The sequence below is a fragment of the Candidatus Sulfurimonas baltica genome (assembly GCF_015265455.1).
In the GTDB taxonomy this organism is placed as follows: Bacteria; Campylobacterota; Campylobacteria; order Campylobacterales; family Sulfurimonadaceae; genus Sulfurimonas; species Sulfurimonas baltica.
The window spans coordinates 328,912-351,981 of the sequence record NZ_CP054492.1 but is presented as its reverse complement, the minus strand read 5'-3'; the positions used below and the strand labels follow the sequence as shown (position 1 = coordinate 351,981).

At 34.6% G+C, this 23,070-nt stretch carries 23 protein-coding genes, 1 pseudogene and 1 riboswitch; of the genes and pseudogenes, 7 read left to right on the top strand and 17 right to left on the bottom strand.

Annotation, left to right across the window (positions count from 1 at the left end; all coding sequences use genetic code 11):
• Positions 1-16 precede the first annotated feature (16 nt).
• Complete coding sequence (gene gap, locus HUE88_RS01715; RefSeq protein WP_194370497.1) at positions 17-1,018, bottom strand: type I glyceraldehyde-3-phosphate dehydrogenase; 1,002 nt, start codon at positions 1,016-1,018, stop codon at positions 17-19.
• A gap of 72 nt (positions 1,019-1,090) precedes the next feature.
• Between gap and nadD the strand changes: the two genes are divergently transcribed.
• The gene (nadD, locus tag HUE88_RS01710; RefSeq protein ID WP_194370495.1) at positions 1,091-1,639 is read left to right on the top strand and encodes a nicotinate (nicotinamide) nucleotide adenylyltransferase; all 549 of its coding nucleotides are present in this window, start codon (positions 1,091-1,093) and stop codon (positions 1,637-1,639) included.
• Positions 1,624-1,959, top strand: coding sequence for a ribosome silencing factor (gene rsfS, locus HUE88_RS01705; protein ID WP_194370493.1), 336 nt, complete (start codon positions 1,624-1,626; stop codon positions 1,957-1,959). Before nadD ends, rsfS begins: the two co-directional genes overlap by 16 nt.
• 13 nt (positions 1,960-1,972) lie before the next feature.
• On the opposite strand, the gene HUE88_RS01700 is transcribed toward rsfS, so the two are convergent.
• The 9 genes and pseudogenes from HUE88_RS01700 to HUE88_RS14125 all read right to left on the bottom strand — a co-directional run.
• A complete protein-coding gene (locus HUE88_RS01700) occupies positions 1,973-4,099 on the bottom strand; it encodes a methyl-accepting chemotaxis protein (RefSeq protein WP_194370491.1) in 2,127 nt (708 codons plus the stop codon).
• A gap of 101 nt (positions 4,100-4,200) precedes the next feature.
• Entirely contained in the window at positions 4,201-5,598 is a 1,398-nt protein-coding gene (mltF, locus tag HUE88_RS01695; protein WP_194370489.1) for a membrane-bound lytic murein transglycosylase MltF, read from the bottom strand.
• A gap of 23 nt (positions 5,599-5,621) precedes the next feature.
• Complete coding sequence (locus HUE88_RS01690) at positions 5,622-6,896, bottom strand: ArsS family sensor histidine kinase (protein WP_194370487.1); 1,275 nt, start codon at positions 6,894-6,896, stop codon at positions 5,622-5,624.
• Positions 6,897-6,924: 28 nt separating this feature from the next.
• Positions 6,925-7,587, bottom strand: a complete 663-nt coding sequence (locus tag HUE88_RS01685; protein ID WP_194370485.1) for a response regulator transcription factor — start codon at positions 7,585-7,587, stop codon at positions 6,925-6,927.
• Positions 7,588-7,628: 41 nt separating this feature from the next.
• Entirely contained in the window at positions 7,629-9,767 is a 2,139-nt protein-coding gene (gene feoB, locus HUE88_RS01680; RefSeq protein ID WP_194370483.1) for a ferrous iron transport protein B, read from the bottom strand.
• A complete protein-coding gene (locus HUE88_RS01675; RefSeq protein ID WP_194370481.1) occupies positions 9,764-9,991 on the bottom strand; it encodes a FeoA family protein in 228 nt (75 codons plus the stop codon). The genes feoB and HUE88_RS01675 overlap by 4 nt, the downstream gene beginning before the upstream one ends.
• 64 nt (positions 9,992-10,055) lie before the next feature.
• Positions 10,056-11,315: an OprD family outer membrane porin gene (locus HUE88_RS01670; RefSeq protein ID WP_194370479.1), complete on the bottom strand. Its 1,260-nt coding sequence runs from the start codon at positions 11,313-11,315 to the stop codon at positions 10,056-10,058.
• Positions 11,316-11,356: 41 nt separating this feature from the next.
• The gene (locus HUE88_RS01665; RefSeq protein ID WP_194370477.1) at positions 11,357-12,523 is read right to left on the bottom strand and encodes a carbohydrate porin; all 1,167 of its coding nucleotides are present in this window, start codon (positions 12,521-12,523) and stop codon (positions 11,357-11,359) included.
• A gap of 35 nt (positions 12,524-12,558) precedes the next feature.
• Positions 12,559-13,197, bottom strand: a pseudogene (locus tag HUE88_RS14125) (methyl-accepting chemotaxis protein); the annotation flags it as partial.
• Positions 13,198-14,336: 1,139 nt separating this feature from the next.
• On the opposite strand from HUE88_RS14125, the gene HUE88_RS01655 reads away from it, so the two are divergent.
• A complete protein-coding gene (locus HUE88_RS01655; protein WP_194370472.1) occupies positions 14,337-14,894 on the top strand; it encodes a CDP-alcohol phosphatidyltransferase family protein in 558 nt (185 codons plus the stop codon).
• A 23-nt stretch (positions 14,895-14,917) separates the two neighbouring features.
• Here HUE88_RS01655 and HUE88_RS01650 read toward each other — a convergent pair whose 3' ends face one another.
• Genes HUE88_RS01650 through HUE88_RS01640 form a run of 3 tightly spaced genes read right to left on the bottom strand, consistent with a single transcriptional unit; the run spans position 14,918 to position 16,357 of the window.
• Complete coding sequence (locus tag HUE88_RS01650; RefSeq protein ID WP_194370470.1) at positions 14,918-15,301, bottom strand: DoxX family protein; 384 nt, start codon at positions 15,299-15,301, stop codon at positions 14,918-14,920.
• Positions 15,298-16,125 (bottom strand): mechanosensitive ion channel family protein, encoded by an 828-nt coding sequence (locus tag HUE88_RS01645; RefSeq protein WP_194370468.1) that lies wholly within the window; start codon positions 16,123-16,125, stop codon positions 15,298-15,300. The genes HUE88_RS01650 and HUE88_RS01645 overlap by 4 nt, the downstream gene beginning before the upstream one ends.
• A gap of 4 nt (positions 16,126-16,129) precedes the next feature.
• Positions 16,130-16,357 (bottom strand): hypothetical protein, encoded by a 228-nt coding sequence (locus HUE88_RS01640; protein ID WP_229860118.1) that lies wholly within the window; start codon positions 16,355-16,357, stop codon positions 16,130-16,132.
• A 177-nt stretch (positions 16,358-16,534) separates the two neighbouring features.
• Here HUE88_RS01640 and HUE88_RS01635 point away from each other — a divergent pair, with 177 nt between their 5' ends.
• On the top strand, positions 16,535-18,151 hold the full coding sequence (locus HUE88_RS01635) for a DEAD/DEAH box helicase (protein WP_194370466.1): 1,617 nt from the start codon (positions 16,535-16,537) through the stop codon (positions 18,149-18,151).
• A gap of 55 nt (positions 18,152-18,206) precedes the next feature.
• Here HUE88_RS01635 and HUE88_RS01630 read toward each other — a convergent pair whose 3' ends face one another.
• The gene (locus HUE88_RS01630; RefSeq protein ID WP_194370464.1) at positions 18,207-18,461 is read right to left on the bottom strand and encodes a hypothetical protein; all 255 of its coding nucleotides are present in this window, start codon (positions 18,459-18,461) and stop codon (positions 18,207-18,209) included.
• A gap of 111 nt (positions 18,462-18,572) precedes the next feature.
• Positions 18,573-18,647: riboswitch (cyclic di-GMP riboswitch) on the bottom strand.
• A 176-nt stretch (positions 18,648-18,823) separates the two neighbouring features.
• Here HUE88_RS01630 and HUE88_RS01625 point away from each other — a divergent pair.
• The 3 genes from HUE88_RS01625 to HUE88_RS01620 all read left to right on the top strand — a co-directional run bounded on the left by HUE88_RS01625 (position 18,824) and on the right by HUE88_RS01620 (position 20,756).
• On the top strand, positions 18,824-20,128 hold the full coding sequence (locus HUE88_RS01625) for an IS1380 family transposase (RefSeq protein WP_194370462.1): 1,305 nt from the start codon (positions 18,824-18,826) through the stop codon (positions 20,126-20,128).
• On the top strand, positions 20,125-20,256 hold the full coding sequence (locus HUE88_RS13945) for a hypothetical protein (RefSeq protein WP_268245919.1): 132 nt from the start codon (positions 20,125-20,127) through the stop codon (positions 20,254-20,256). Before HUE88_RS01625 ends, HUE88_RS13945 begins: the two co-directional genes overlap by 4 nt.
• 131 nt (positions 20,257-20,387) lie before the next feature.
• Positions 20,388-20,756, top strand: coding sequence for an HIT family protein (locus HUE88_RS01620; protein WP_194370460.1), 369 nt, complete (start codon positions 20,388-20,390; stop codon positions 20,754-20,756).
• Between the two features lie 139 nt (positions 20,757-20,895).
• Here the strand turns inward: HUE88_RS01620 and HUE88_RS01615 are convergent, their stop codons facing one another.
• From HUE88_RS01615 to rpmF, 3 genes are read right to left on the bottom strand one after another with little or no spacing between them, the layout of a single operon-like run.
• Entirely contained in the window at positions 20,896-21,894 is a 999-nt protein-coding gene (locus HUE88_RS01615) for a beta-ketoacyl-ACP synthase III (protein WP_194370457.1), read from the bottom strand.
• Complete coding sequence (gene plsX / locus HUE88_RS01610) at positions 21,894-22,892, bottom strand: phosphate acyltransferase PlsX (RefSeq protein WP_194370455.1); 999 nt, start codon at positions 22,890-22,892, stop codon at positions 21,894-21,896. The genes HUE88_RS01615 and plsX overlap by 1 nt, the downstream gene beginning before the upstream one ends.
• A gap of 3 nt (positions 22,893-22,895) precedes the next feature.
• Positions 22,896-23,045 carry a 50S ribosomal protein L32 gene (rpmF, locus tag HUE88_RS01605; RefSeq protein WP_008335740.1) on the bottom strand — a complete coding sequence of 50 codons (150 nt, stop codon included), beginning with the start codon at positions 23,043-23,045 and terminating at the stop codon, positions 22,896-22,898.
• Positions 23,046-23,070 lie beyond the last annotated feature (25 nt).

Below are 23,070 nucleotides of genomic sequence, written 5' to 3'. Positions count from 1 at the left end.
ATTTTATAATTCACGTTTATTTCGAGATATGAAGAGCCATATCTATCAGTCTATTGGAGTATCCCCACTCGTTATCATACCAAGCCATGATTTTAATCATATCACCACTAATAACCTGCGTTAAATCCTCAGCTACAATAGCACTATAAGGGCAGCCAACAAAATCTTGGGATACTCTCATCTCTTTGTCCATCAAAAGAATACCTTTTAGTGAGCTGTTTGCCATCTCATTAAATACAGCAGTTACCTCTTCTCTTGTTGTTTTCTTTTTCACCACCACATTTAAGTCAACCATAGATACGTCCGGCGTTGGTACACGAACACTCTGTCCATGAAGCTTACCTATAAGATTAGGGAGAACTAAACCAATAGCTTTTGCCGCACCTGTTGTTGTTGGTATCATATTTATAGCACCAGCTCTTGCTCTACGTTTCTCTCTTGAGTGTTTTACATCTAAAAGGTTTTGATCATTTGTGTATGAGTGAATAGTTGTCATAAGACCCTTTTCAATTGAAAAGGCGTCATCTAAAATTTTTGCAACAGGACCGAGACAATTTGTAGTACAAGAGGCATTTGAGACTACTGTCTGACCATCATATAAATTTTCATTAACACCCATAACGAAAGTCGCTGTTACCGTGTCGTTTGAAGGGGCTGAAAAAAGAACCTTTTTAATTCCGTTATCAAGGTGCATCTGAGCGAACGCTTGTGTTAAAAAAACACCGGTACACTCAAGAACCATATCAGCTCCGCACTCAGCAAATTTCAAATTTTTTGGATCTCCATCAGAAAAAACTCTGATTTTCTTTCCATCAATAGAAATGTTTTCATCGTCTATTCGTTCAACACTACTACTGAAAGTTCCATGAACAGAATCGTTTTTTAGCAGATAAAGCATCATATCTGTGCTTGTTAAATCATTAATAGCTACTACTTCGATATCATCTCTGGTAGCAGCTATACGAGCTACGCAGCGACCGATTCTACCAAAGCCATTAATTGCTATTTTAAGTGCCATTAAATTTCCTACTATGATTAAAAATTAAAATTCGGTAATTTTATCTAAACTTAGCTATAATTCGCTTTAAATATGGAAACTATTGCACTTTTTGGCGGGTCATTTGACCCGCCGCATGTCGGCCACGAGGCTATTGTTAAAGCTTTGATAAACTTCAAAGATGTTGAGAAGATTATCGTTATGCCAACATTTTTAAATCCATTTAAATCTAAATTTTATGCCCCCTCATCTCTTAGGCTGAAGTGGCTAAAAGAGATTTTCAGTGATTATAAAAATGTTGAGATTTCTAGCTATGAAGTTGATCAGGCCAAAGCGGTTCCTACTATTGAGACTGTTAAATATCTACTAAAGAGTTATAAAAAAATATACCTCGTTATAGGCGCTGACAATCTCGCTTCACTTAACATGTGGCATAGATATGATGAGTTAAAAGAGCTAGTTACTTTTGTGGTTGTTCCAAGGGACGGTATAGAAATTTCGCCAAATTTTCTAAGACTTGATGTTGATAAAAAAATATCTTCAACAAGACTAAGAGAGCGTGTGGAACTATCAGAATTACCTAAAACAAGTGCAGAAGAGATATATAAATACTACAAGGAAAACAATTGCAAAACAGAATAGAAAGAATAACAGACATATTAGACAAAAACAAAGCGGAGGGGATTGAAGTTTTTGATCTTCGTGAAAAAAATTACTTTGTAGATTATGCAATAATTGCTTCATCATTGGGTTCAAGACATACAACGGCTCTTCTTGACCATTTAAAAACCGATTTAAAAGCAGTAGAGAGGTTTAACAATGTTGATGAGAGCGGTGACTGGGTTGTTATTGATTTAGGGGATATTCTTATCCATATAATGACTCCAGAATATAGAGTTAAGTACGATATGGAGACATTCTTAAGTGGATTAGCTAACGGCAAAGAGGGAGAAGCTCTTTAAGAGCCTCTTTGTATTACTTCTTGACCATACGGTCAAGAAGCCCGAATAGAATCTTAGAATCTTCTTCCGTCACTTTAAACAACTCTATAATCTGATTTGCATTTTCACTCTTGCCTATCAAACTATTTATCTTAGATAAGTTTACATGTACATCTTTGTGAGGAGCTTCCATGTCTTTAAAACAACCTATATGGCCAAATCGTTTTTTACCTTCATTTTGATACCATTTACCCATTCTGCAAGCTGTGTGATCAGCTATTTCATCACTGCTCTTTTTGTTATTTAAGACTGCCGAATATGCATTGTTTTTAATAGCCATATGATCTAATTTAATCATGTTCGCAAAAAGCTCATGTCCAATAACACTGCTTTCATCTTTGATTTTTTCTACATTTGAAACCATTTCAAAAAGCGTTTGACTAAACTCAGTCAATGTATTTTGAGATGCAATAGCCTGTTCTTCTATTTTCTCACTATTTTCATTCATGCTTGTAGCATTTTGCTTTAATACACTTATATTTGCTTCCACTTCACTTGTAGCTTTTTGCGTTCTCTCAGCCAGCTTTCTAACCTCATCGGCTACAACAGCAAACCCACGCCCGTGTTCACCGGCACGTGCGGCTTCTATCGCAGCATTTAACGCAAGAAGGTTTGTTTGGTCTGAAATATCTTTAATCAATGTTATTACGCTGTATATCTCTTCAACATTGGAGCTTAACTGCTCTGAAGAGATTCTAGACTCACTAATCATCTCGGTAATATTTGACATTGATTCCGTAACTTCACTGGTTGATTCTGTTACTCTTTTAATTACACCGCTTGTTTGTACATTTAGCTCATTTACTCCATTTACGTTATCTACATTAGTCTTCATGCTTTCACGAAGGTTGTTCGTATTTTCAAATGCACCGTGTAGCATACTTTCAGAGATTGCCAGTGTAAGTTTATTTTTTTCCATACTCTCTATAACTTCTCTTGCTGCGTCTTCAGCTTTTTGTTTCTCATCATGTGCTTCATTTGCCAAAGCTTCAACTTTATCAAAAAAGATATTCAGACTTGCACTTGCTTTTCCTAGCTCGTCATTGCTGAGAACTGGTAGCCTTTTAGATAAATCTGCATCACCCTCGGCTAAGTCTGATGCGACACGGTCAAGCTGTAGTATCGGGGCAACAATAGCTTTTTTAATAATCATAAACAGAAACAGTAAAACAAATATGTCTAATATTGCCATAATATATACTTGACGGATTAATGATTTCTCAGACTCTGAAACAATCGCTTGCACTTTTGATATATCATTTCCAACTACAGAATAACCTACTATATTGTTTGAAAAATCTCTAATAGGTTCGGATACTATAAGATATTTGTCTGTAATTTGGTGCTCTTTAACATTAGTAACATCAATATTTTTCAAGTCATTGAAAAAATCTTTGTTTATAATGTTCTCATTAACTGCCAGCGTATAGTTTCCAGTTTTTGGGGAAGAAGCGAGAGCTTTGGCGATTGAAAGGTACTCATTATTCATCAGAATAACCATATCATACCCCTTGGCTTTTTTTGCTCTTTTAACTACAGAGTTCAACCCCTGCATAAATTCTACTGAACCCAAGTATTTTTCATTATCTATAATTGGTGCTACACCGCGAAGCACAAATCCTGCACGACCTAGCTCTATTGCTACTAATGGTTTTTTTGTATCCTTCACGCTTACAATTGTTTTTCTAAAAGAACTTAAATCATCACCGAATTTTTCAGGGCTCCATGCTCTTAAAAAACTATGGACGTTAGCATCATGCACATGTATTTTAATATTTTTATAACTTGTGCTATCTTTAAACTCTTTGGAGACAGATTCCAATCCACTTATAGCTATGCTCCTGTCATTAGATTTTAATGCCATAATAACACTGTTGTTTTTAGATATGTTTATAGCATTGGTCAAGCCAATACTCTCTTTTGTCTCTATAGCCTCTTGATAATCCATTCTCAGTGATTGGTCCTGTTCCTTATAAACAACACTCTTCATCTCGTTAATAGAGAAAAAATAATTTACAACTACTACTATAAAGCCTATTAATATGGCAACTATTAACGGAATATGAATCTTTTTGCTGATGGACATATCTGAACTTAACATGATTTTTCTCTTTTTATATAATATTGGTCTTTGAAAAGTATTTTATCTAAATAAATTTATTTTTTACCTAAATGTCTCTTATTTTCCCACATGAATGTTATTTATTGTTCTATGACATTTTCTAATATGCCTCTATAGTCATATATAGAGTCCACATATTTTACAGGTTCGCTCCCCCTTGCGTATCCGTGTTTTAGTTTTTTATAATATTTTTTTTGTGATAGCAGTGGTAATGCCTTTTTTAAGTCACTCCAGATATTTTGGTTTAAACCCATTATTTTGGCTAATGTTTGTGCATCTTGAACATGCCCCATTCCAATATTATAGGCAGCGAGTGCAAATTTCAGCCTATCTTCCCCCATCACTTCAATAGGGACATTTTTAATCATTTGATTTAGATGTCTTGTTCCGCCAACTATACTCTCTTTTGGGTCTAGTCTGTTTTTGACCCCCAACTGTTTTGCCGTAGAGAGGGTTAACATCATTAAGCCTCTTACTCCGGTGAAACTTTTTGCATTAGGATTCCAATGCGACTCTTGGTAAGATTGGGCTGCTAACACTGAGCATGGTATGTTGTATTTTTTGCCAAACTCTTTAAAATAGTCTCTGTACTTTGGGAATCTTGATTTAATATGCTTATAGAACATTTTAGTATTGTAATAATCAAAAAACTGTACAAAACTATAGTAGTGATCTTTTAGTCGTGCCATTTCACCACTTTGATTAAATCCATTCAGCCAAGAGTACATATTAGCTTCAAGTTCTTTGGAATTTGGTGCTAAAACCCAGGCTAGCTGCTCTCTGTTGCTTATAGCAAAGGCAAGTGCAATATTTGGAAAATACCTTTGGTTTATAGAATATATGTTTGAGTCAGCAATAGTGCAGTCTATCTCATTTGAAGCTACCTTCTCTAAAAGTTCTTCTGTGGAAAATTCAGATGTAAAGCTTGCATTTATGTCAAAGCCATCTTCTTGCAGTCTTTGAATTGTCTCGCTATAGCTGGTGTCTTCGCCGACTATTATTCTAAGTCCTGCTAAATCCTCTACATCTTTTGGAAATACTCCATCCCATAACATCCCTCTATAACAGACAACTTGTTCTTGTACTTCAAAATATGACGGACCAAAATTAAAATTTTTCTCTCTCATTTTTGTTTTTGCCAAGGATGCAGACGTTATATGTATATTTGGGCTTTTACTAAGTTCTATTGCCTCTTTTGTCGTGTTGGCTGTTGTAATATTAAGTTCTACCCCCACGCTTGTGGCGTATGAATTGAGAAGGTCATACTCAAATCCCTGAGCTTCATTTGGACCTATGTAGTAAGTTGAGGGGGAGTTTAGAAGCACAACGTTAAGAAGTTTTGTTTTTTTTATTGTTTCGAGCAAAGAGGGCATCTCAATTTTATGAACAGGTTTGTACGCAGTATGACTCAACCATCCAAAAATAAAGAAGGACACTGCGAAAAAAATAATTACCGAAAATTTTATATATTTATCCATTTATATATTCTACAAAGTAAAGCTTATGCGAATATAAAACGGTTAACTCCACTATCATATTCATGTGCTAAAACTTGGTCGTGTGCTTTTAGGATAGAGTCTACAAGATAGAGTCCTAAACCAAAACTATTTTTAGATGGATTATCTTTTGTAAAAGGCTCAATATAATACTGAATTGGATGTGCGATACATGCCCCTTTACTCTCAAAGCATAATTCATGATTTATTATTAAAATTTTCACATGGGCATCTGTAGAGTATTTAATACCATTATCTATCATATTCTTGATTGCCGTCGTATAGAGCCTGAAGTTTGCATATATTTTGTGTTTAGCATCTATATTTACTGTCACGGAACTTCTCTCAATCATTGCCATATCTATTGCCCCATCAATAATGTCTACTAAACGGTACTCTTTAAATTCTGTCTTATCATCTATGCTTGTAACCTCTTCTATTAAAGCAAACTCTGTTATTAAAGATTCTAGTCTTCCAAAAATAGAACTAAACCTATCTCTTTGTTTTTGAGATTCGAGCATTTGCGTGGCAATGGTCCCCTTTGCTATTGGTGTTTTTAGCTCATGCATAATATTTCGCAAAAATAAAGTTCTAGATTCCAATATATTATTAATTTTTCCTCTCGTTGCTTCAAGCTCGTTAGATATCAAAGCTATTTCATCTTTTCCATTTGTTTTAAAGGAGACATTCATATCTCCATCGCCGTAGAGTGCTATCTTTTTTCTAAGTCTTATTAGTGGTCTCAATCTAATGAGTATCAAAACAAATGATATGAAAATTATTAAAATAATTATCAAATAAGCATAAGCTAACGGATAATATTTGTACGGTTTTAACTCTTCATCAAGTATTAATACAGAAGTTGACGGTGATTGAATATAGAAGTATATTTTTTTATCTAACTCCAACATTGTGGCAGTCAAGTCTGTTACAACTTTTTGGGTGTAGAGACCCTCTTGTAGCATCATCAAAGAAGCATCAACACTTTTAAAATCTTTTGTCTTTAAAACTTTTGCTATTTTTGTAATATATTTTCTTGTATTAATATCTTTTTCTAAAACAAGGTTATATACAGCCAAGTTTGCTTCAAGCATAATTTCAGAATTAGGATTTTGTTGATGCTGACGAAGAATTTGAGTTATAGTTGTATGTTTTGAAAAAATATAATTTATGTAACGCTGTTTATTTAATAGAAAAAATTCCCAAAAAACAGCGCTCACACTTAGGAGGGTAACAACAAGTGCAAACAGTACAGTTATTAAAACAGCATGTTTTCTCATTTATTGTTCTCCTTTATAAAGGCAGTTTTCACTTAAGAAGTTTATAACCAACGCCTCTTACCGACTCTATAAGAGATTTGTCACCAAGCTTATTTCTAATTCTACCGACCATTACGTCTATGCTTTTGTTTGATGAATCTTCATTAATCGCATTAACATTATGAATCAAATCTTCTCTTGATACAACAAGCCCCTGCTTAGCAATCATATATGACAAAATTCCAAACTCTGCATTTGTCAAATCAATGTTTCTATTTTTATATGTAATCATCATTGATGATGTATCACACTTAAAATCACTCTTCGATTCTTGCTTTTCTTGGCTTTTTGCTTCATAACGTCTTAAAACAGAGTGTATTCTGGCTTCAAGCTCCCTAGGGTCATAAGGTTTTGGCAAATAATCATCAGCTCCCAGTTCAAGTGCCTTTACCTTGTCTGTCACATCGCTTCTAGCTGATGAAATAATTATTGGTATATCCTGTCTCTCTCGAATTGCTTCACAAACCTCTAAACCATCCATACCTGGAAGTGTTAAATCTAATATAACTAAATCGAAAGGTTCTAGTTTTAATATACTGACGGCTTTAAATGGATCATCTTCAGTTACTACCTCAAACTCAAATTGCTCAAGATATTCCGTCAGTATCTCTGCAAGTTCTAAGTCGTCTTCAATCATTAATATTTTTTTCATAAATGAATCTTAACCAATATGAACTAATAATGAGTTAATATTCATCCATAGATCATAGAAGTTACATTAAATGCAATAAAAGCTAGCCCATAAGCTACTATTGACGTGAATGCAAAAAGGTAAAAAAAGTATTTTATCCCACCTGCTTCACGGGTAAATACAACCGATGCAGCTAAACATGGCAAATAAATCATAATTACTACTATAAAAGCGACTGCAGATGCAAAAGGTATATTTTTGGATATTACCGTAATTAAAGAGCTGTTTTCTTCATCTACTTCACTTCCCAAAGAGTATAAAACTCCCAATGTTGAGACTACTACCTCTTTTGCAGCAAGCCCTGTTTGTAGAGCAACACTCATTTTCCAATCAAACCCAAGTGGTGCAAAAATCGGTTCTGAAAATTTACCTATCGTTCCTAAATAGCTCTGCTCAAGAAGCTCTTGAGATAACTGATTTTTTAATACCGACTTCTCATCTTCGCTTATTGCTTTTTCTACCTTAGCCCCATACTCCTCTTCAAGAATCAAATTGTGGGGATAGTTACTTAAAAACCATATCAGCATTGAAGCTGCCGCTATGTATGTACCTGCTTTTTTTAGATACATCAAAGTTTTTGTCACAACCGTATGCCAAATCAACTTCATGGAGGGGAGTCTGTACTTTGGCATCTCCATTACAAACGGCTCATTAGCCCCTTTAAATGCTGTCATTTTAAGTACTTTTGCTGCCATAAGCCCCATAATAGCACCGCTTATATAAATAAGAAACAAAATATTACCAGCCATCTCTGGACCGAAAAACGCACCTGCAAAAAGAACATAAACCGGAAGTCTTGCTCCGCAACTCATAAATCCTATAATAAAAAGGGTCAATAGTCTATCTCTGTCATTTTTTAAAATTCTAGCTGACATGTAGGCTGGGATTGAACAGCCAAAACCAGTAACCAAAGGGATAAATGACTGTCCGTGCAAACCGAATTTATGAAAAAATCCATCAAGCAAGAAAGCAACTCTCGACATGTAGCCTGTCCCCTCAAGTAGTGCAATACCAATAAAAAGAATCACAATATTTGGGACAAACAAAACAACTGCTCCAACACCCGCGATAATTCCATCTACTATAAGCGAACGTACATCTTCATTGGCTATCGTTGGACCAACCGTGTCTCCTAGCCATCCAAAGAAAGCATCTATCCAATCCATCGGTATTGAGCCTATCTCAAATGTAAGCTGAAACAGCCCCCACATAAAAAACAAAAAAATTGGAATACCAAATTTTGGATGTATTAGCACGCTGTCTAACTTATCAGTCAGTGTTCTTTTTTCAACTATTTTTTCCTCTTTTAAAACCTCGGCTACAACTCCCCGATTAAATGAGCTGTATTCTGATGCAAAAGCCTCTTTTATATCATCGCTATCGTGATGAAGTTCAATATGGTGTGACGCTTCTATAAGAATGGGCTGAAGCTCCGTCCATATAGGATTATCATGAAGTTTTGCATAAGTCACTTTGTCATTTTTTAAAAGATTTATTGCTATATTTCTGTATGAATTTTCATCTATATATTTATGTTTTGCAAGATAGTTTACAATTTCAGAGATCTCCTCCTCTACTGCCTCACTGAAAATAAGTTTTTGTTCGATGCCTTCACTCTCATACTCTTGTAAAATGGAGTCAATAAGATTTTCTATTCCATACTTTGTTGCGGCAGAGACTTTTACACAACTAATACCGATAAGTTGGGACATATATTTTTCATCTATTTTAATCCCCTCTTTGTCAGCTTCATCACTCATATTCAGAGCAATAACCATTTTTTTGCCAACACTCATAAGTTCAGCTGTAAGTTGAAGATTTTTTTCTAAATTTGTAGAGTCAACTACATTTATAATCACATCATAATTTTCTCTTGCCAAATACTCGCTTGTTACCCTCTCCTCTATTGTATAATCGTTAAGAGCGTAAGTACCTGGTAGGTCAACTACGGTAAAATGATAATCTTTATAATCAAAAAGAACTTCTCTTTTTTCCACCGTTACGCCGGTAAAATTCCCTACATGTAGATGTGCATTCGATATAGAGTTAATAAGCATACTCTTGCCTACGTTTGGCTGACCTACTAATGCAATTTTAATGTGATTTGCTGTTATTGGACAAACTTTTGCTTGGGGTTTCATATATCTTCTACCTCTATTAGCTCAGCTTCTTTGGCTCTAAGAGCTATTCTCATCTTGCCAACTTTAATCTCTATGGTGCTCTTTGCCGGAGAGTATTCCAAAACTTCAACAACAACCTCTTTCATAATACCAAAAGAGATAAACCTTTGTTTGAGTTCTGAGTCAGCATGCAACTTTAATATTTTTACTTTACAAGCTTTTTTACAATCACTTAATTTTTTCATATTTTTTCTTTAAATTATATATTTTTATAATGATAACTAATATCATATTAATAACAGATTAAATTTAGAAGTTGTAAGCAACCATTAACTGCAAGCGGCTCCAATCATTAGATGAATCTTCTTTGTCTTCTTGTATAACATATATAGCTCCTAAAAAGAAGTCTTCCTTCCACTCATACTCACAGCCAATATTATGCTCAACTATATGCGCTTTTTCTCCAAGAGAATTTTCTTTTCCTTTAAAATCTCCATATGCATATAAGAAGTTGAGTAAATTCCATTCACGCGAAACAGAAGCTAAAATAGCTCTTGCTTCTCTATCATCAGCTATTTCATCAAGTATCATAGTATCCATACTAGTAAACAGTGTTCCCCCACCATTTCCAGAATGACTGTGCTTTCCTACTTTCTTATTTGATATATTGTATGCTAGCTCAAAGCCAATGTTATAAACTGAAAACCCAGCTAAAGCGCCATAAATTTCTGCTTCTGCATTACTTACACCAATCTCTGATTCATTAAGATATTGAGCTGCAGTGTCAATAGAAAAATCTTTAGTAATATCAAAAGTATATGCAATATCAAGATAGACTGCATTAGTTAAATCTATAAAATTATAATACCAAGCATTTATTTGAACATCATATGTATAAGTTATACCACTAACATATGCCCCTTTAGAACCAACATTTACCCATTCCCCATGCTTTAGCCCAGCATCTACACCCTGCCATTTCATTAAATGACCTGCAAAAAATTCAAAATTATCAACATAATATGTAGCAATATAAGCTTCAAATGTATTTTGTACCATTCTAATATTATCACTATCAGCCAAAGGAGTATTTATAACTTGAAGACCTGCTCTAAGATTCAAATTTCCATTTCTATAGTTTATATAAGCTTCTGTTAATTCTGTATACTCCTGAGTGTCTGATGATAACTCAGTATTGTGCTTAGTGTCCTCACCCGTTGCAAAGTCAAGATCTTGTGACGTTGTAAAAGCAGCAGCAGCATTAAATCCATTATATTCTGCAAGCTCGTATTTAAGCATACCGCCAATTGCAGTTGCATATTCATTAGGATTATCTCCCTCTCTAAAATATCCAGCATACATTGATTTAAATTGACCACTCACTTTCCCATCGGAAACCATTCGCCTAAGGTTATCTACAACTGAAATCTCTTTTTCATAACCCTGAGCAAACTTATCAAGTTTTTCATGAACAGAGATCTGTTGATCTTCATGAAATCTCCCTGTTTCTGCCATTAATGGTACAGAACTAACTAAAACCAGCCCTACTGGTAAAATATGTTTTAACATTTAAAATTCCTTAAATTTATTTTCTAAGCTCACAATCACTTTTAGTAAACTAATGAAATACGAGCACCCACAATTGTTGAATCATCTATGGTTTTATCCATTGAGGGGTTTAGTATATGTTGAATAAGTGGTTGAACTACTAGCCATGAATAAAGCTCTACTTCGTAAGTAAGCTCAATAGCTGTTTCAGAAGAATCTACAACATTATCCTTAGTTAATTCATAATCTTTATACTCATTAGAGTTTATAGCACTTCCTACCGCTAAACCAAGTAAATCATCACTACGCCCAGAAAGTAGACCCTTGTAGTTTAAACCAACTCCCCAATATCTATCTACTTGATTTCTGCCTGAATCTGCAAAACCTAGTTGAAAAAAAGCACCTAAAGCTCCATTAGAGTTAGCAAAGATAGTTTTCTCACCAATTAAATAAACACCACTGTTTTTATCATCAACAATACCTGCAAAATTTTCTACTTTTGCTGTATGTTGCCATACACCTAATGCTAGTTTATAATAATCTGCTTCATAAACTTCACTACTTACCAATCCTGCTTCAAGAGATGCAAAAACTCCATCACTATTGTTTAACTCAATTGTTGTTTTTTTTGGATAATTAGGATCACCCGCAACTCCATCATACACAGCTGCTAGAACATAACTATTTTGTGTTGGTTTTACTGCAACTCTTGTTGCTAATGATGCAATAGGAAAAATGGATGGTCCAACTTGTGCAACATCAGGCTGAATACCAAATGAACTATGTGTAAATAATAAACCATATTCTAGTACAATAAATTCGCTGTTATAATCATGCATACCCACTAGAAGAGAAAGGCTGTCTGAAAATGTATGGTCATACCAAAATTCATAAAGTCTAAATGCTTCAACAGCTTCTAAACTGCTTGAAACCTGCCAGTCACCAACATGGCTAGTCATCCACTCATTGGTATATAAATTTCCCAAAAAATAAGCGAAAAATGTACCATTATCCCACAGTCCTGCTTTTTGTGTATCAAGCTCTATTGTTAAGTCAAAGTTTCCAAGTATTGTCCCATCTTCTTCAATCCCACCATCAATATTTCTTATAAAATCTGCGCTAAGTACCGCGTCAACTGTAAATCCGTCTTTGTAACTTTTTTCTTCTGCCAATAAAGATGTAAAACCTACTGAAAATAGTAAACTTATAAGTAATATATAGCGTAACATAATAAAGATTCCTTGAATTTCGAGATTATATTATTTTATACTTTAAACTCTTCCATCTTTTTATTCAACTGCTCAGTCAAACCATTTAAATGCTCTGCTGCTGCAGCTATCTCCTCAACACTTCTAGCATTTGAGGCTACAATCTCATTAGCATCGTTTATCTCATGTGATATAGCACTCACTGAAATACCGGTGGCTTCGAAATCAACAACTATTTTTTCGGTAGCTTCTGATGCTATATGCATTAAATTCAGAGTTTCAGTTATTTTTACTTCCACTCCAGAAGAGATATTAGCCAGTGACTGAATATTTTTGGAGTTTATATTCATCTGTTGACTTGTATCAGAAATAGATTGTACAATAATTCCTATACTGGATTGTATCTCTGTAAGGCTTTTTTGTGTTCTCTCTGCTAGTTTTCTAACCTCGTCGGCGACAACAGCAAAGCCTCGCCCATGTTCTCCGGCCCTTGCTGCTTCTATTGCGGCATTCAAAGCTAACAGATTTGTCTGGTCTGCTATATCTCCAATAACGTTTAAGACATCTTTTACCTGCTCTGCGTCACTACTGAGTTGGTCTATCTTTATAGCTAAATCTGCTTCAATATTTGCCGTTTCTTGAACACTTGATGTTAAATTTATAATCTCCTTAGTCGCTTCATCAAGGTTATTATTTGCCTTAACGCTGCTTTTAAGATTCTCTTTGGCATAACTAACCGATATTGCTATTTCATTTGTTATATTTTTGGCCTTTTTAGTCGCATTGTCAACTATCTGCATTACATTTTCAACTTTTTGACCCACGATAGTAGAGGTAGTTGATAGTTCGTGAGATATTGATGAGTTCTCGGTAGAAGATTTTTTTGCTTCAGTGATAAAATCTTTAAAAGAGTCCATGACCTTGGATATATTTTGAATAATCTGCGTAACCTCATTTTTAGAACCTGTTTCTAGAGTAAAATCAATATTTGAAACCTTAGCCAAAAAGGCATCTACCCCTTTAATGGAACTCAATAGTTTGTTGATAACTCCAAACGCAATAAATAATACAATTACCAATAGAGTCGATGTATAAATATTTTGTAGTTCAAAATCAGACAAACTTTTATTTAAATTCTGGGCAGATTTAATCGAATTTTCCTTATATACGGCAACCCACTCTCCGAGCTGATCGGAAAGCTTTGCTGCATAAGGGTCAAGCTTTAGCATAAGCTTATTCCCCTCTGTCGGTCCATCTTTTATATATGCATTAGCCATCTCAACACCAACATTATAGTAGTTTTGCATGTCGGACTTAAACTTTTTAAGCTTATTTGCCATCTCCTCTTCACCAATCTTGATATGCGTGGCTACAAGTCTATCTGTAATTTTATTAGCACTTTTAAAGTATTTTGCTGCCTCATCAAAACCATCATCAACACCCTCTGCTGCCCTTGTAGCAGAGATATCTGTCAACCACTGCTGTATCTGAACAACACTTAGTTGCAACTCTAAAAAGTCATAGATATTTGGCAAAACCACCTCTATCTGTTCATTAGATTTTTTTTCTATGTCACGTACACTATAATGGTTTAAAAAAAAGCTAATAAATAATATCGCAAACACCAAGCCTGATACAGCGATAATAATATTCTTTATTTTAAAATTATTTAACATTTTTTCTCCATATAATTTAACATAACAAGATTTATGCAAGAATGTCACAATTGCGATACATTTTATAACCAAGATTGTATCTTAAAAAATCTATAATCATATATAAATTGATTTTTTTTAATTACTAAATGATATAATTGCGCAAACAAAGGTAACTAATGAAATTTTTATATCAACCATCTTCACACTTCAACTTGGCAAACCTCTTTACGTTTGTAAATATTACAGCTGGCCTGCTAGCAACCTACTTTATAACTCATAACAATTTTTTTATTGCAATTTTACTAGCATGGATTGGTGGTGCTTTTGATATTTTTGATGGTAAGATAGCTAGAAAATACAACTTGTCAAATGAGTTTGGTGTTCAACTAGACAGCTTTGCAGATTTTTTAAGCTTTGTTCTTGTTCCTGTATTTTTAATATTTCAAGCTGTTTACTCTGTTTCACTCTCGGGCATATCTCTTTTATTTGCAGGCGTTGTAAGTATATATTATGTGATTTCAGGGCTTAGAAGACTTATTCACTTTAACATTAACGCAGAGGCTGGTAAAGTTGATAAGTTTTTTACAGGAGTCCCTACGCCTCTTGGTGCAATTTTGCTTTGGTTAGTTTACTTGGGTGCTACTTATGCTTTTGTACCTGCTTTTGCTGTAATAGCTATTATGGCTGCAGTTGGATGGAGTTTAAACTCCAATATAAAAGTTCCCCACCTCTAAACAGCTCTACATGTAGATATTTTTTACTTGCTGTTTACAGCGTACTTTCCACTTCCAAGCAAGAAAACAACAACAGAAATAATAAAGTATAAAAACGGCAACTCAATTACCGGTGCCCCATGCTTACCTAGTTCAAATATAGAGCTATGATAGGCTAAAAAGATTGCCATTATCATGTTGAATGCCAATATAACCGATGCGACTCTGGCATAAAGCCCAATTATAATTAGGAGTGGAAGAACAACCTCTCCAACATAAACTCCATAAGCAAAAAATTCTGGCAACCCTGCATTTACAACTAAATGTTTAACACCTTTTATTCCATTAATAATCTTATCAAGACCGTGAAAAAGCATCATTATTCCAAGTGTTAATCTTAAAATAAGTTTCGCTATATCGTTCATCATTTTTTATCCCCTATCATACGAACCTCTGTTTGCGGAAATGGTATTGTTATTTTAGCTTCAGTAAGCGCCTCTAAGACTTTTAGATTTACTTCATATTGTGTTTTATAAAAACTATTTGTGGGAACCCAATATCTATAACCAATGTCTATAGAACTAGCACCAAATTTTTCTATACCTACTATTGGCTTATTTTCATTTGAGACATCTTTACATGTAGATAGCATAGACTTAATAAGCTCTATTGCACTTTTTGAATCAGTGTCATACGAGACTCCAACGCTACCCTCAACTATGCGGTATGAATATGAATTTACTAGAACATCACCTATCATATATTTATTTGGTATAGTGATCTGTTCTTTGTCTTCATTGACTAAAATAGTATATGCCAACTTAATCTCTTGAACTTCACCATAGACATCATGAACCCTAATTGTATCACCAAGCTTAAAAGGTTTTGTTGCAATAAGAACAATACCAGCGGCAAAATTTGATACGCTCCCCTGAAGAGCCAAACCAGCAGTTAAAGAAATAGCACCAATTGCCGCAATAAATGGAGCTATAGAAATCCCGAGCTTTCCAAGTGCTAAAACAGCCATCATAGCAACTACTGTAATTCTTACAAAATTGGCTATAAATCCACTTATTGTCTCATCTATTGTTGTTTTTAAAAGTAGTTTTAAAACATATTTGTGTATATACTTTGAGGCAAAAACACCAATAACTAAGATAATAATCGCACCAATTATCTGAAAACTATAGTTAGTTATAAAGTCAATAACTATATTATAAAAATGTCCAACTTCTTCAAGTTCTTTTTCCATTATTTTACCCTTGCTTTTTCTCTCTAAACTTACAATCGCCAACACTAATTGTTTTGCCTGCTTTAACAGCTTCTTTTATATAAGCCAGTGTTCCCTTAGCAGTATCAGCACTGCCAGTTTCCTCTTCAATCATCCGAAGAAGATCAGCCTCATTTGTTGTTGTCCATATTTTTTCATATGTATATTGTGTCTCTATTTTCATACTTGTATCATATCTAAAAATTAAATTCATTACCATATTATTAACAATATCTTCATTTATTTACACAATATAAACTTAACTAATTTTAAATATACAATCTTTAAATATAAAACAAATTATATTTGGGTATAATTCCACAAATAGTTTAGGGGAAGGTGCATTGCCAAATGAGGCAATCTTGTATCAGCTCCTATTTAAAGGATAACGATGCAAGAAAATGCACAAACAAACGCAGAACAAATTAATGAAGAGCCAACAATCACATTTGATGATTTAGGTTTAAACAAAGATATACTAAGAGCAGTTAAAGACGCAGGTTTTACAGTTCCTAGCCCTATTCAAGCAGCAGCAATACCATTTATATTAGCTGGTCGTGACATAGTTGGTCAAGCACACACTGGTACTGGTAAAACAGCTGCTTTTGGTCTTCCTGCACTAAACAATATCGATCCAAAAAGTGGTGTTAGCATACTAATAATAACTCCAACTCGTGAACTTGCTACTCAAGTTAGTGATGAGATGTTCAAATATGGTAGAAATATAAATGCTAGAACAGTGACTGTTTATGGCGGTAGCTCTTACAATAGACAAATCGACCTTATCGAAAGAGGTGCTAGTGTTGTTGTTGCAACTCCGGGTAGACTTTTAGATATTCTTAAAAAGAATCTAGTTAAAGATTTCGCTCCAAGCATCGTTGTACTAGACGAAGCTGACGAGATGCTTGACATGGGATTTCTAGATGATATTAATGAAATTTTTTCATATCTTCCAACAAATCGTCAAACACTTTTATTCTCAGCAACTATGCCTAAACCTATCAAGCTTCTAGCTGAAAGAATCTTAGATAATCCAGAGTTTATATCTATCACTCAAGGCGAGACAACTAATACAGATATATCTCAAGAGTATTATGTAATCGAAGAATCTGAGAGAGATGATGCGATTATCCGTCTTATGGATGCTGAAGATACTAAAAAATGTGTAGTGTTTTGTAGAACAAAAAGTGAAGTTGATAGACTTTCAAATGTTCTATCAAATGCTGGATACTTAGCTAATGGTCTTCACGGAGATATGGAGCAACGCCAACGCGAAACTGTAATTAAAGGTTTCAAGAGCAATAGTGTTAAAGTTTTAGTTGCTACTGATGTTGCCGCTCGTGGTATACATGTAGATAATATATCTCATGTTTTCAATTATCACATACCTTTTGACCCTGAGTCTTATGTTCACCGTATTGGTAGAACTGGCCGTGCTGGAACTAAAGGTAAGGCTATTACGCTTTTAACTCCATTAGAGTTTAAAGAACTTCAAAGAATCAAATCAAAAGTTGGAACTACAATGACTCATGCATTTGTTCCAAGTAAAAATGATTTAAGAGCTTTAAACTTAAAATCAATAGTTAAAACAATAGAAGACCAACACATCTATGATGAAGCTCATCAAATTCTTGACATGTTAAAAGAGGACATAGATGAAGCTACTATTATGTTTAAACTTGTTTCCATGATTTTAGATAGACAAGCGGTAAAAGGTCCAAATACTATCGGTATACCAGCTGATAAATTAGCTGCTATTTTAGAGCGTGCTGCTAGTAGAAATGATAGTAGAGGCGGCCGTGGCGGTTATAAAGGAAATAGAAATCGTTCTGGTGGCGGTGGAGATAGAAATCGTTCTGGCGGTAGTGGAGATAGAAATCGTTCAGGTGGTGCTAGTTCTGGCGGTGGATACCGTGGTGGAAGTTCTGCTGGCGGCGGAAGTTCTACTGGTGGTGACAGAAGCCGTTCTGGCGGCGGTGATAGAAACCGTAACAGAACTAGAGACTAAATATCTCTATGTACATGTAAATCCTTCTGTTTTACATGTACAAATTTCAATAAGACTAAAATTCATAATTTACCCAAAAAACAACTCTGTTAATCAAGCTACTATTTTTTTCACTCCTATTTTCAAGTTCCAATAGACTATTAGATATATCAATCTTAAACACAAAGTTGCCAAAATTTATTGGCTCTATGTCAATGAAATCATTTGCAAATATATCTAAAACAAACTCTTTCTTCTTAAGAGTATCAGATGAAGCTCCTAAGGGACTAAACATAAAAAATGTCATAATGACGAATACTACAGTTTTCATGATTTTCCTCCATACCAATAAGTATAAATGTCAGAAAAGCACACGCAAAACTAAAAACAATTATACTTATTAAAAAATTTTGATAGATAAAGGAAAATGAGGTGTAAATACCTAGGCAGTCTGGCGATCTGTTAAAGACCCATAACTTTCCGTGCTTGCTTCGCAACAAGGTTGGCTTTTTCTAATATTTATCAATCTTACATCTTATCTATTTTTAGTATAATCTTTTCTTTAGACCCCAATAATTCCATACCAAATTAGACAACAAGCCGACTTGCTCTATAATTAGGTACTTTAACAAGAAAAAGTTACACTCAATGTTTTCACCCAACGGGTGCAACTTTTTCTGCACGAGAGAGATTATGCCTCAAACAATATTAAACTTCAATATCGAAACTACAAACGAAAAATTAACTCCTAGAACAGGTGTAGCAATATTTGGGGAGTATCTTAAGGGTATGAACCTTGAAGCACTTTGCAACACGAACATTCCTTTAGCCAAACATCCAAACGGATACACTCCGTTTGAATTTATTTATCCACTTATTCTGATGCTCCATAGCGGAGGCAGAGTCTTAGATGATATAAAAGAGATACGATTAGATAGCGCGCTCTCATTACTGCTAAAAATGAAAAATATTCCAACAGCAGGAGCATTTACAAAGTATCTTCACAGACATGCTGCACTTGGCACCGATGGAGTAAGAAATATCAACAAGCAATTTCTCAAACGATTTTTAAAATCACTCAAAAATGAAGAGCTTATTTTAGACATAGACGCTACATTTATTGAAGCTCATAAAAATACAGCAAAGTGGTCATATAAAGATGCACCTGGTTATATGCCTATGGTTGGACATATTAACAGTGGATATGTGATTGATGTAGATTTCCGAGAGGGTAATGAGGCACCTGCTAGTAAAAACCTGGAGTTTCTTAAACAGTGTCAAGCACAGCTCCCTTTTAGTGTGAAGTTTGACAGATTCAGGGCCGATAGTGCTTCGTATCAAGCTGCTATTTTTAACCACTGCGATAAAGAAAATATTTTTTTCACTGTAACAGCTAAAAAGAATAAAAATGTATTTGATTCAATCAAAGATATTAAAGATGATGATTGGCAAACTTTTTCCAAAAGAGAGAAAGTAGCAGAGTTTATGCACACGATGTGTGATACAGATAATGCTTTTAGAATGATAGTAATTAAAAAAGATATAACACCTACACTCCCAACGCTTAAGGGCTATATAGGCGATGAAGTGATGATGCAATATCAAGATGAGATTTACTACTGTATCGCCACTAATGATAATAATTTAAGCCCGCAGGAGATTATTAAACTGCACCGTCAAAGAGGTGAAACAAGTGAGAATAAGATTAAAGAGTTAAAAAATGGTTTTAATATGAGCTATCTTCCAACATCCAATACACAGGCAAATGCTTTCTACTTTTTAATAGGAACACTTGCGTATAACCTTTTCTTGATGTTTAAACAGATACTGGACACAAATCTTCAAAAGCACACCATTAAAACAATTAGATACAAACTCTACAACATAGCGGGTAAAGTAGTTTCACATGCCAGAGGATTAATACTCAAGGTAAACGAGCAGTTCCAAAATCTCCTCCAAAAAATAAGATACCGAGCTTATGAAGAGAGTTTGAAATGAAAAACAAAGCGCTGACAAACCCATCTCTTAATAAGCTTATTACAGGATACTATTGTAAAAAAAACAGTAAACCTTGCCAAAAGTGTCAACATCTGAATAAATTTGGAATTAAAACATGTGAAGCATAATTTTACAGCCTAATCCGCTGTTACTTTTCTGAAAAAAATGATATTTTTTTACAAGTGGAGAGTGGAATTCATATTATGGATTTATTTGGGTTAGAATAAAAATTGCTATAATTGATTAAGAAAGGCTTTAAATGATAGTTTACGAAGACAACGATATATATATTGAAACAGAAGATAGTGAAATACCATGGCTTAAGATATTTACAAAACAAGCCTACAAAGAGTTAGGTGATGTTCCAAAAAGTTTAAGAACAAAACTTTGGGAAGTATATGACATTATAGAATATGAGATGAAAGAGTACTACAGACCCGCTAAAATAAATATGGCATCTTTTGCGAATATGCTTCCAAGAGTTCATATACATGTGATGGCTAGATTTAAAGAGGACAGTTACTTTCCAAACCCTATGTGGGGAGAAAAATTAAGAGAAAGTGATTTAAAGCTTCCAGATGAAAAAGAGTTTCATAAAAATGTAAAAAAAGCTTTAGAGAATTTATAAAATACAAAAGCCAATAATTTTCGACATTAAAATTTTCAGTTTTGTTCTAGTTCAAGGTAGAAGTTAATTTTATTGAGGAACTCACTTATGTGAGTGACGATAGAAAATTAACCTCTAACGCCGAAATTGGGCAAAAGTGTTATTTTAGTGGTGAAAATGGGACTAGGGCTGAACCCCATGTTAGCCCCCCGCCAAAAGCATCCAAGAGCATAAGTTCACCTTTTTTAAGCTTCCCCTGTTCATAGATGTCGTTTATTGCCATCGGTATAGAAGCGCCGGAAGTATTTCCATATTTTTCAACAGTAAGAACAACTTGCTCATCATTAAGTTTTAGAGCATCACCAACTGCTTTAATTATTCTGTAGTTTGCTTGATGTGGTACGAAATGTTTTATTTCAGAACTTTGGATATTGTTTTCTTTTAAAATCTCAACAACATCTTTTGTCAAAGTTCTTACTGCTACTTTAAATGTCTCATTTCCCTTCATCTGCATAAAACAACTTGAAGCCTCTTGAGTTAAAGAGTCATGAGCAGAACCACTTCCGCCGTTAGGTGTCATTAGTAAATCTGCATATGCACCATCTGACCCAGTGTGAACATCAATAATAGCTTCTTCTTTATCATTTGTTGCGGAAATTATAGCAGCGCCAGCACCGTCTCCAAAAAGAATACAAGTGCCTCTATCAGTATAGTCAGTAATTGCTGATAATTTTTCTGCACCGATTATAAGAACATTTTTTTTCATCCCTGATTCAATAAATGCTTTAGCAATTGAAAGAATATAAACAAAACCTGTGCAAGCTGCAGAGATATCGAATGCTGTTACGTTGCCAAGCCCAAGCTTAGTTGAAATTATAGTAGCAGTTGAAGGCATACAAAAATAATCTGGAGAGATAGTAGCGCAAACAACCATATCTATGTCGCTCTTAGCTAAACCACTTCTCTGTATTGCTAATTCAGCTGCTTTTGCACCCATATCGCTTGTGAACTCATCTTCGTGCGCTATATGGCGCTCTTTTATACCGGTTCTTTTTGTGATCCATTCATCTGAAGTATCAACCATTGTAGATAAATCTTCGTTTGTTAAAATTTTACTAGGAACATAAGCACCGATAGATCTAAAGGCAGCATAAGCCATTATTTTTCCTTGTTTTTCAGGACTTCAAGTCTCTCTATAATGTGCTCATTAACGCCTGTATCAACATAATTTATTGCTTGAAAAATTGCATTTTGTATAGCTTTAGGGTTACTTTTGCCGTGACTTACTATTGCGCAACCCTTTATACCAATAAGTGGTGCTCCGCCTATCTCTGCATAATCCATCTGCGCTCTAAGAAGTCTGAAAACTTTTCTCATTAAAAGTGCACCCGTTATAGCAATTGGTGATTTTCTAATATAGTCTTTGATTAGACCAGTAATTGTAGACGCGACACCTTCGCTTGCTTTTAGGACTAGATTTCCCACAAAACCATCACAAGTTATTACATCACAACTGCCATTATAAATATCTCCACCCTCAACATTACCCTTAAAGCCTTTATATCCAATTAAGAGTTTAAATGCTTCTTTTGTAACATCATTTCCTTTTGATGGCTCTTCCCCATTTGCAAGAATCCCAATTCTAGGAGTCTGTATCTTGAGCAAATCTTCTGCGTAACATCCACCCATAACAGCAAATTGAGCAATGTGTTCAGCTTTTGAATCAACATTTGCACCCGCGTCTAATAATATTGAGCGTCTGGAAAGCTTCGTAGGCATTAATGTAGCTAGAGCAGGACGAAGTACGCCTTGAAGACGTCCGAGTCTAAGAGTTGCGAGTGTCATAGTAGCGCCACTATGACCAGCCGAAACAACACCATCCGCCTCACCATTTTTAACTAGTTCAATAGCTATATAAATGCTACTTTCTTTGCGCTTTATAGCCTCAGTAGCAGCATCACTCATTGATATAACGTCATCTGCTTCTACTATAGAAATCTTATCTCTATAACGTTTTGGTAACAGAGGTAAAATTTCTGATTTTTTTCCTACTAGGATAGGAATGAATTGTTTTTTCTTAAGCGCTAGAATACAACCCTTAACAATTGGTTCGGGACCGAAGTCCCCGCCCATTGCATCAATAGCAATCTTTACCATTGACTACTTATACTCACCAGTAGTTGGGTTGATATGATGTGGAAGTTTGTAAGTTCCATCCTTATCTTTAACTGGTTTAGCTAAAGTTATTTTATAGTGAGTTCTTCTTTTCGCTGAACGTGAATGAGATACTCTTCTTTTAGGTACTGCCATTATATATTCCTTTGTTTAAATTTTT

What these genes read in the sequence shown, in the direction of transcription:
- HUE88_RS01665 (WP_194370477.1), bottom strand. Translation starts at nt 12,523, where the DNA reads ATGTTACGCTATATATTACTTATAAGTTTACTATTTTCAGTAGGTTTT.
- HUE88_RS01670 (WP_194370479.1), bottom strand. Translation starts at nt 11,315, where the DNA reads ATGTTAAAACATATTTTACCAGTAGGGCTGGTTTTAGTTAGTTCTGTA.
- HUE88_RS13945 (WP_268245919.1), top strand. Translation starts at nt 20,125, where the DNA reads ATGAAAAACAAAGCGCTGACAAACCCATCTCTTAATAAGCTTATTACA.
- HUE88_RS01645 (WP_194370468.1), bottom strand. Translation starts at nt 16,125, where the DNA reads ATGGAAAAAGAACTTGAAGAAGTTGGACATTTTTATAATATAGTTATT.
- HUE88_RS01700 (WP_194370491.1), bottom strand. Translation starts at nt 4,099, where the DNA reads ATGTTAAGTTCAGATATGTCCATCAGCAAAAAGATTCATATTCCGTTA.
- feoB (WP_194370483.1), bottom strand. Translation starts at nt 9,767, where the DNA reads ATGAAACCCCAAGCAAAAGTTTGTCCAATAACAGCAAATCACATTAAA.
- mltF (WP_194370489.1), bottom strand. Translation starts at nt 5,598, where the DNA reads ATGGATAAATATATAAAATTTTCGGTAATTATTTTTTTCGCAGTGTCC.
- gap (WP_194370497.1), bottom strand. Translation starts at nt 1,018, where the DNA reads ATGGCACTTAAAATAGCAATTAATGGCTTTGGTAGAATCGGTCGCTGC.
- plsX (WP_194370455.1), bottom strand. Translation starts at nt 22,892, where the DNA reads ATGGTAAAGATTGCTATTGATGCAATGGGCGGGGACTTCGGTCCCGAA.
- nadD (WP_194370495.1), top strand. Translation starts at nt 1,091, where the DNA reads ATGGAAACTATTGCACTTTTTGGCGGGTCATTTGACCCGCCGCATGTC.
- HUE88_RS01675 (WP_194370481.1), bottom strand. Translation starts at nt 9,991, where the DNA reads ATGAAAAAATTAAGTGATTGTAAAAAAGCTTGTAAAGTAAAAATATTA.
- HUE88_RS01615 (WP_194370457.1), bottom strand. Translation starts at nt 21,894, where the DNA reads ATGGCTTATGCTGCCTTTAGATCTATCGGTGCTTATGTTCCTAGTAAA.
- rpmF (WP_008335740.1), bottom strand. Translation starts at nt 23,045, where the DNA reads ATGGCAGTACCTAAAAGAAGAGTATCTCATTCACGTTCAGCGAAAAGA.
- HUE88_RS01630 (WP_194370464.1), bottom strand. Translation starts at nt 18,461, where the DNA reads ATGAAAACTGTAGTATTCGTCATTATGACATTTTTTATGTTTAGTCCC.
- HUE88_RS01690 (WP_194370487.1), bottom strand. Translation starts at nt 6,896, where the DNA reads ATGAGAAAACATGCTGTTTTAATAACTGTACTGTTTGCACTTGTTGTT.
- HUE88_RS01625 (WP_194370462.1), top strand. Translation starts at nt 18,824, where the DNA reads ATGCCTCAAACAATATTAAACTTCAATATCGAAACTACAAACGAAAAA.
- HUE88_RS01620 (WP_194370460.1), top strand. Translation starts at nt 20,388, where the DNA reads ATGATAGTTTACGAAGACAACGATATATATATTGAAACAGAAGATAGT.
- HUE88_RS01650 (WP_194370470.1), bottom strand. Translation starts at nt 15,301, where the DNA reads ATGATGAACGATATAGCGAAACTTATTTTAAGATTAACACTTGGAATA.
- HUE88_RS01685 (WP_194370485.1), bottom strand. Translation starts at nt 7,587, where the DNA reads ATGAAAAAAATATTAATGATTGAAGACGACTTAGAACTTGCAGAGATA.
- HUE88_RS01655 (WP_194370472.1), top strand. Translation starts at nt 14,337, where the DNA reads ATGAAATTTTTATATCAACCATCTTCACACTTCAACTTGGCAAACCTC.
- HUE88_RS01640 (WP_229860118.1), bottom strand. Translation starts at nt 16,357, where the DNA reads ATGAATTTAATTTTTAGATATGATACAAGTATGAAAATAGAGACACAA.
- HUE88_RS01635 (WP_194370466.1), top strand. Translation starts at nt 16,535, where the DNA reads ATGCAAGAAAATGCACAAACAAACGCAGAACAAATTAATGAAGAGCCA.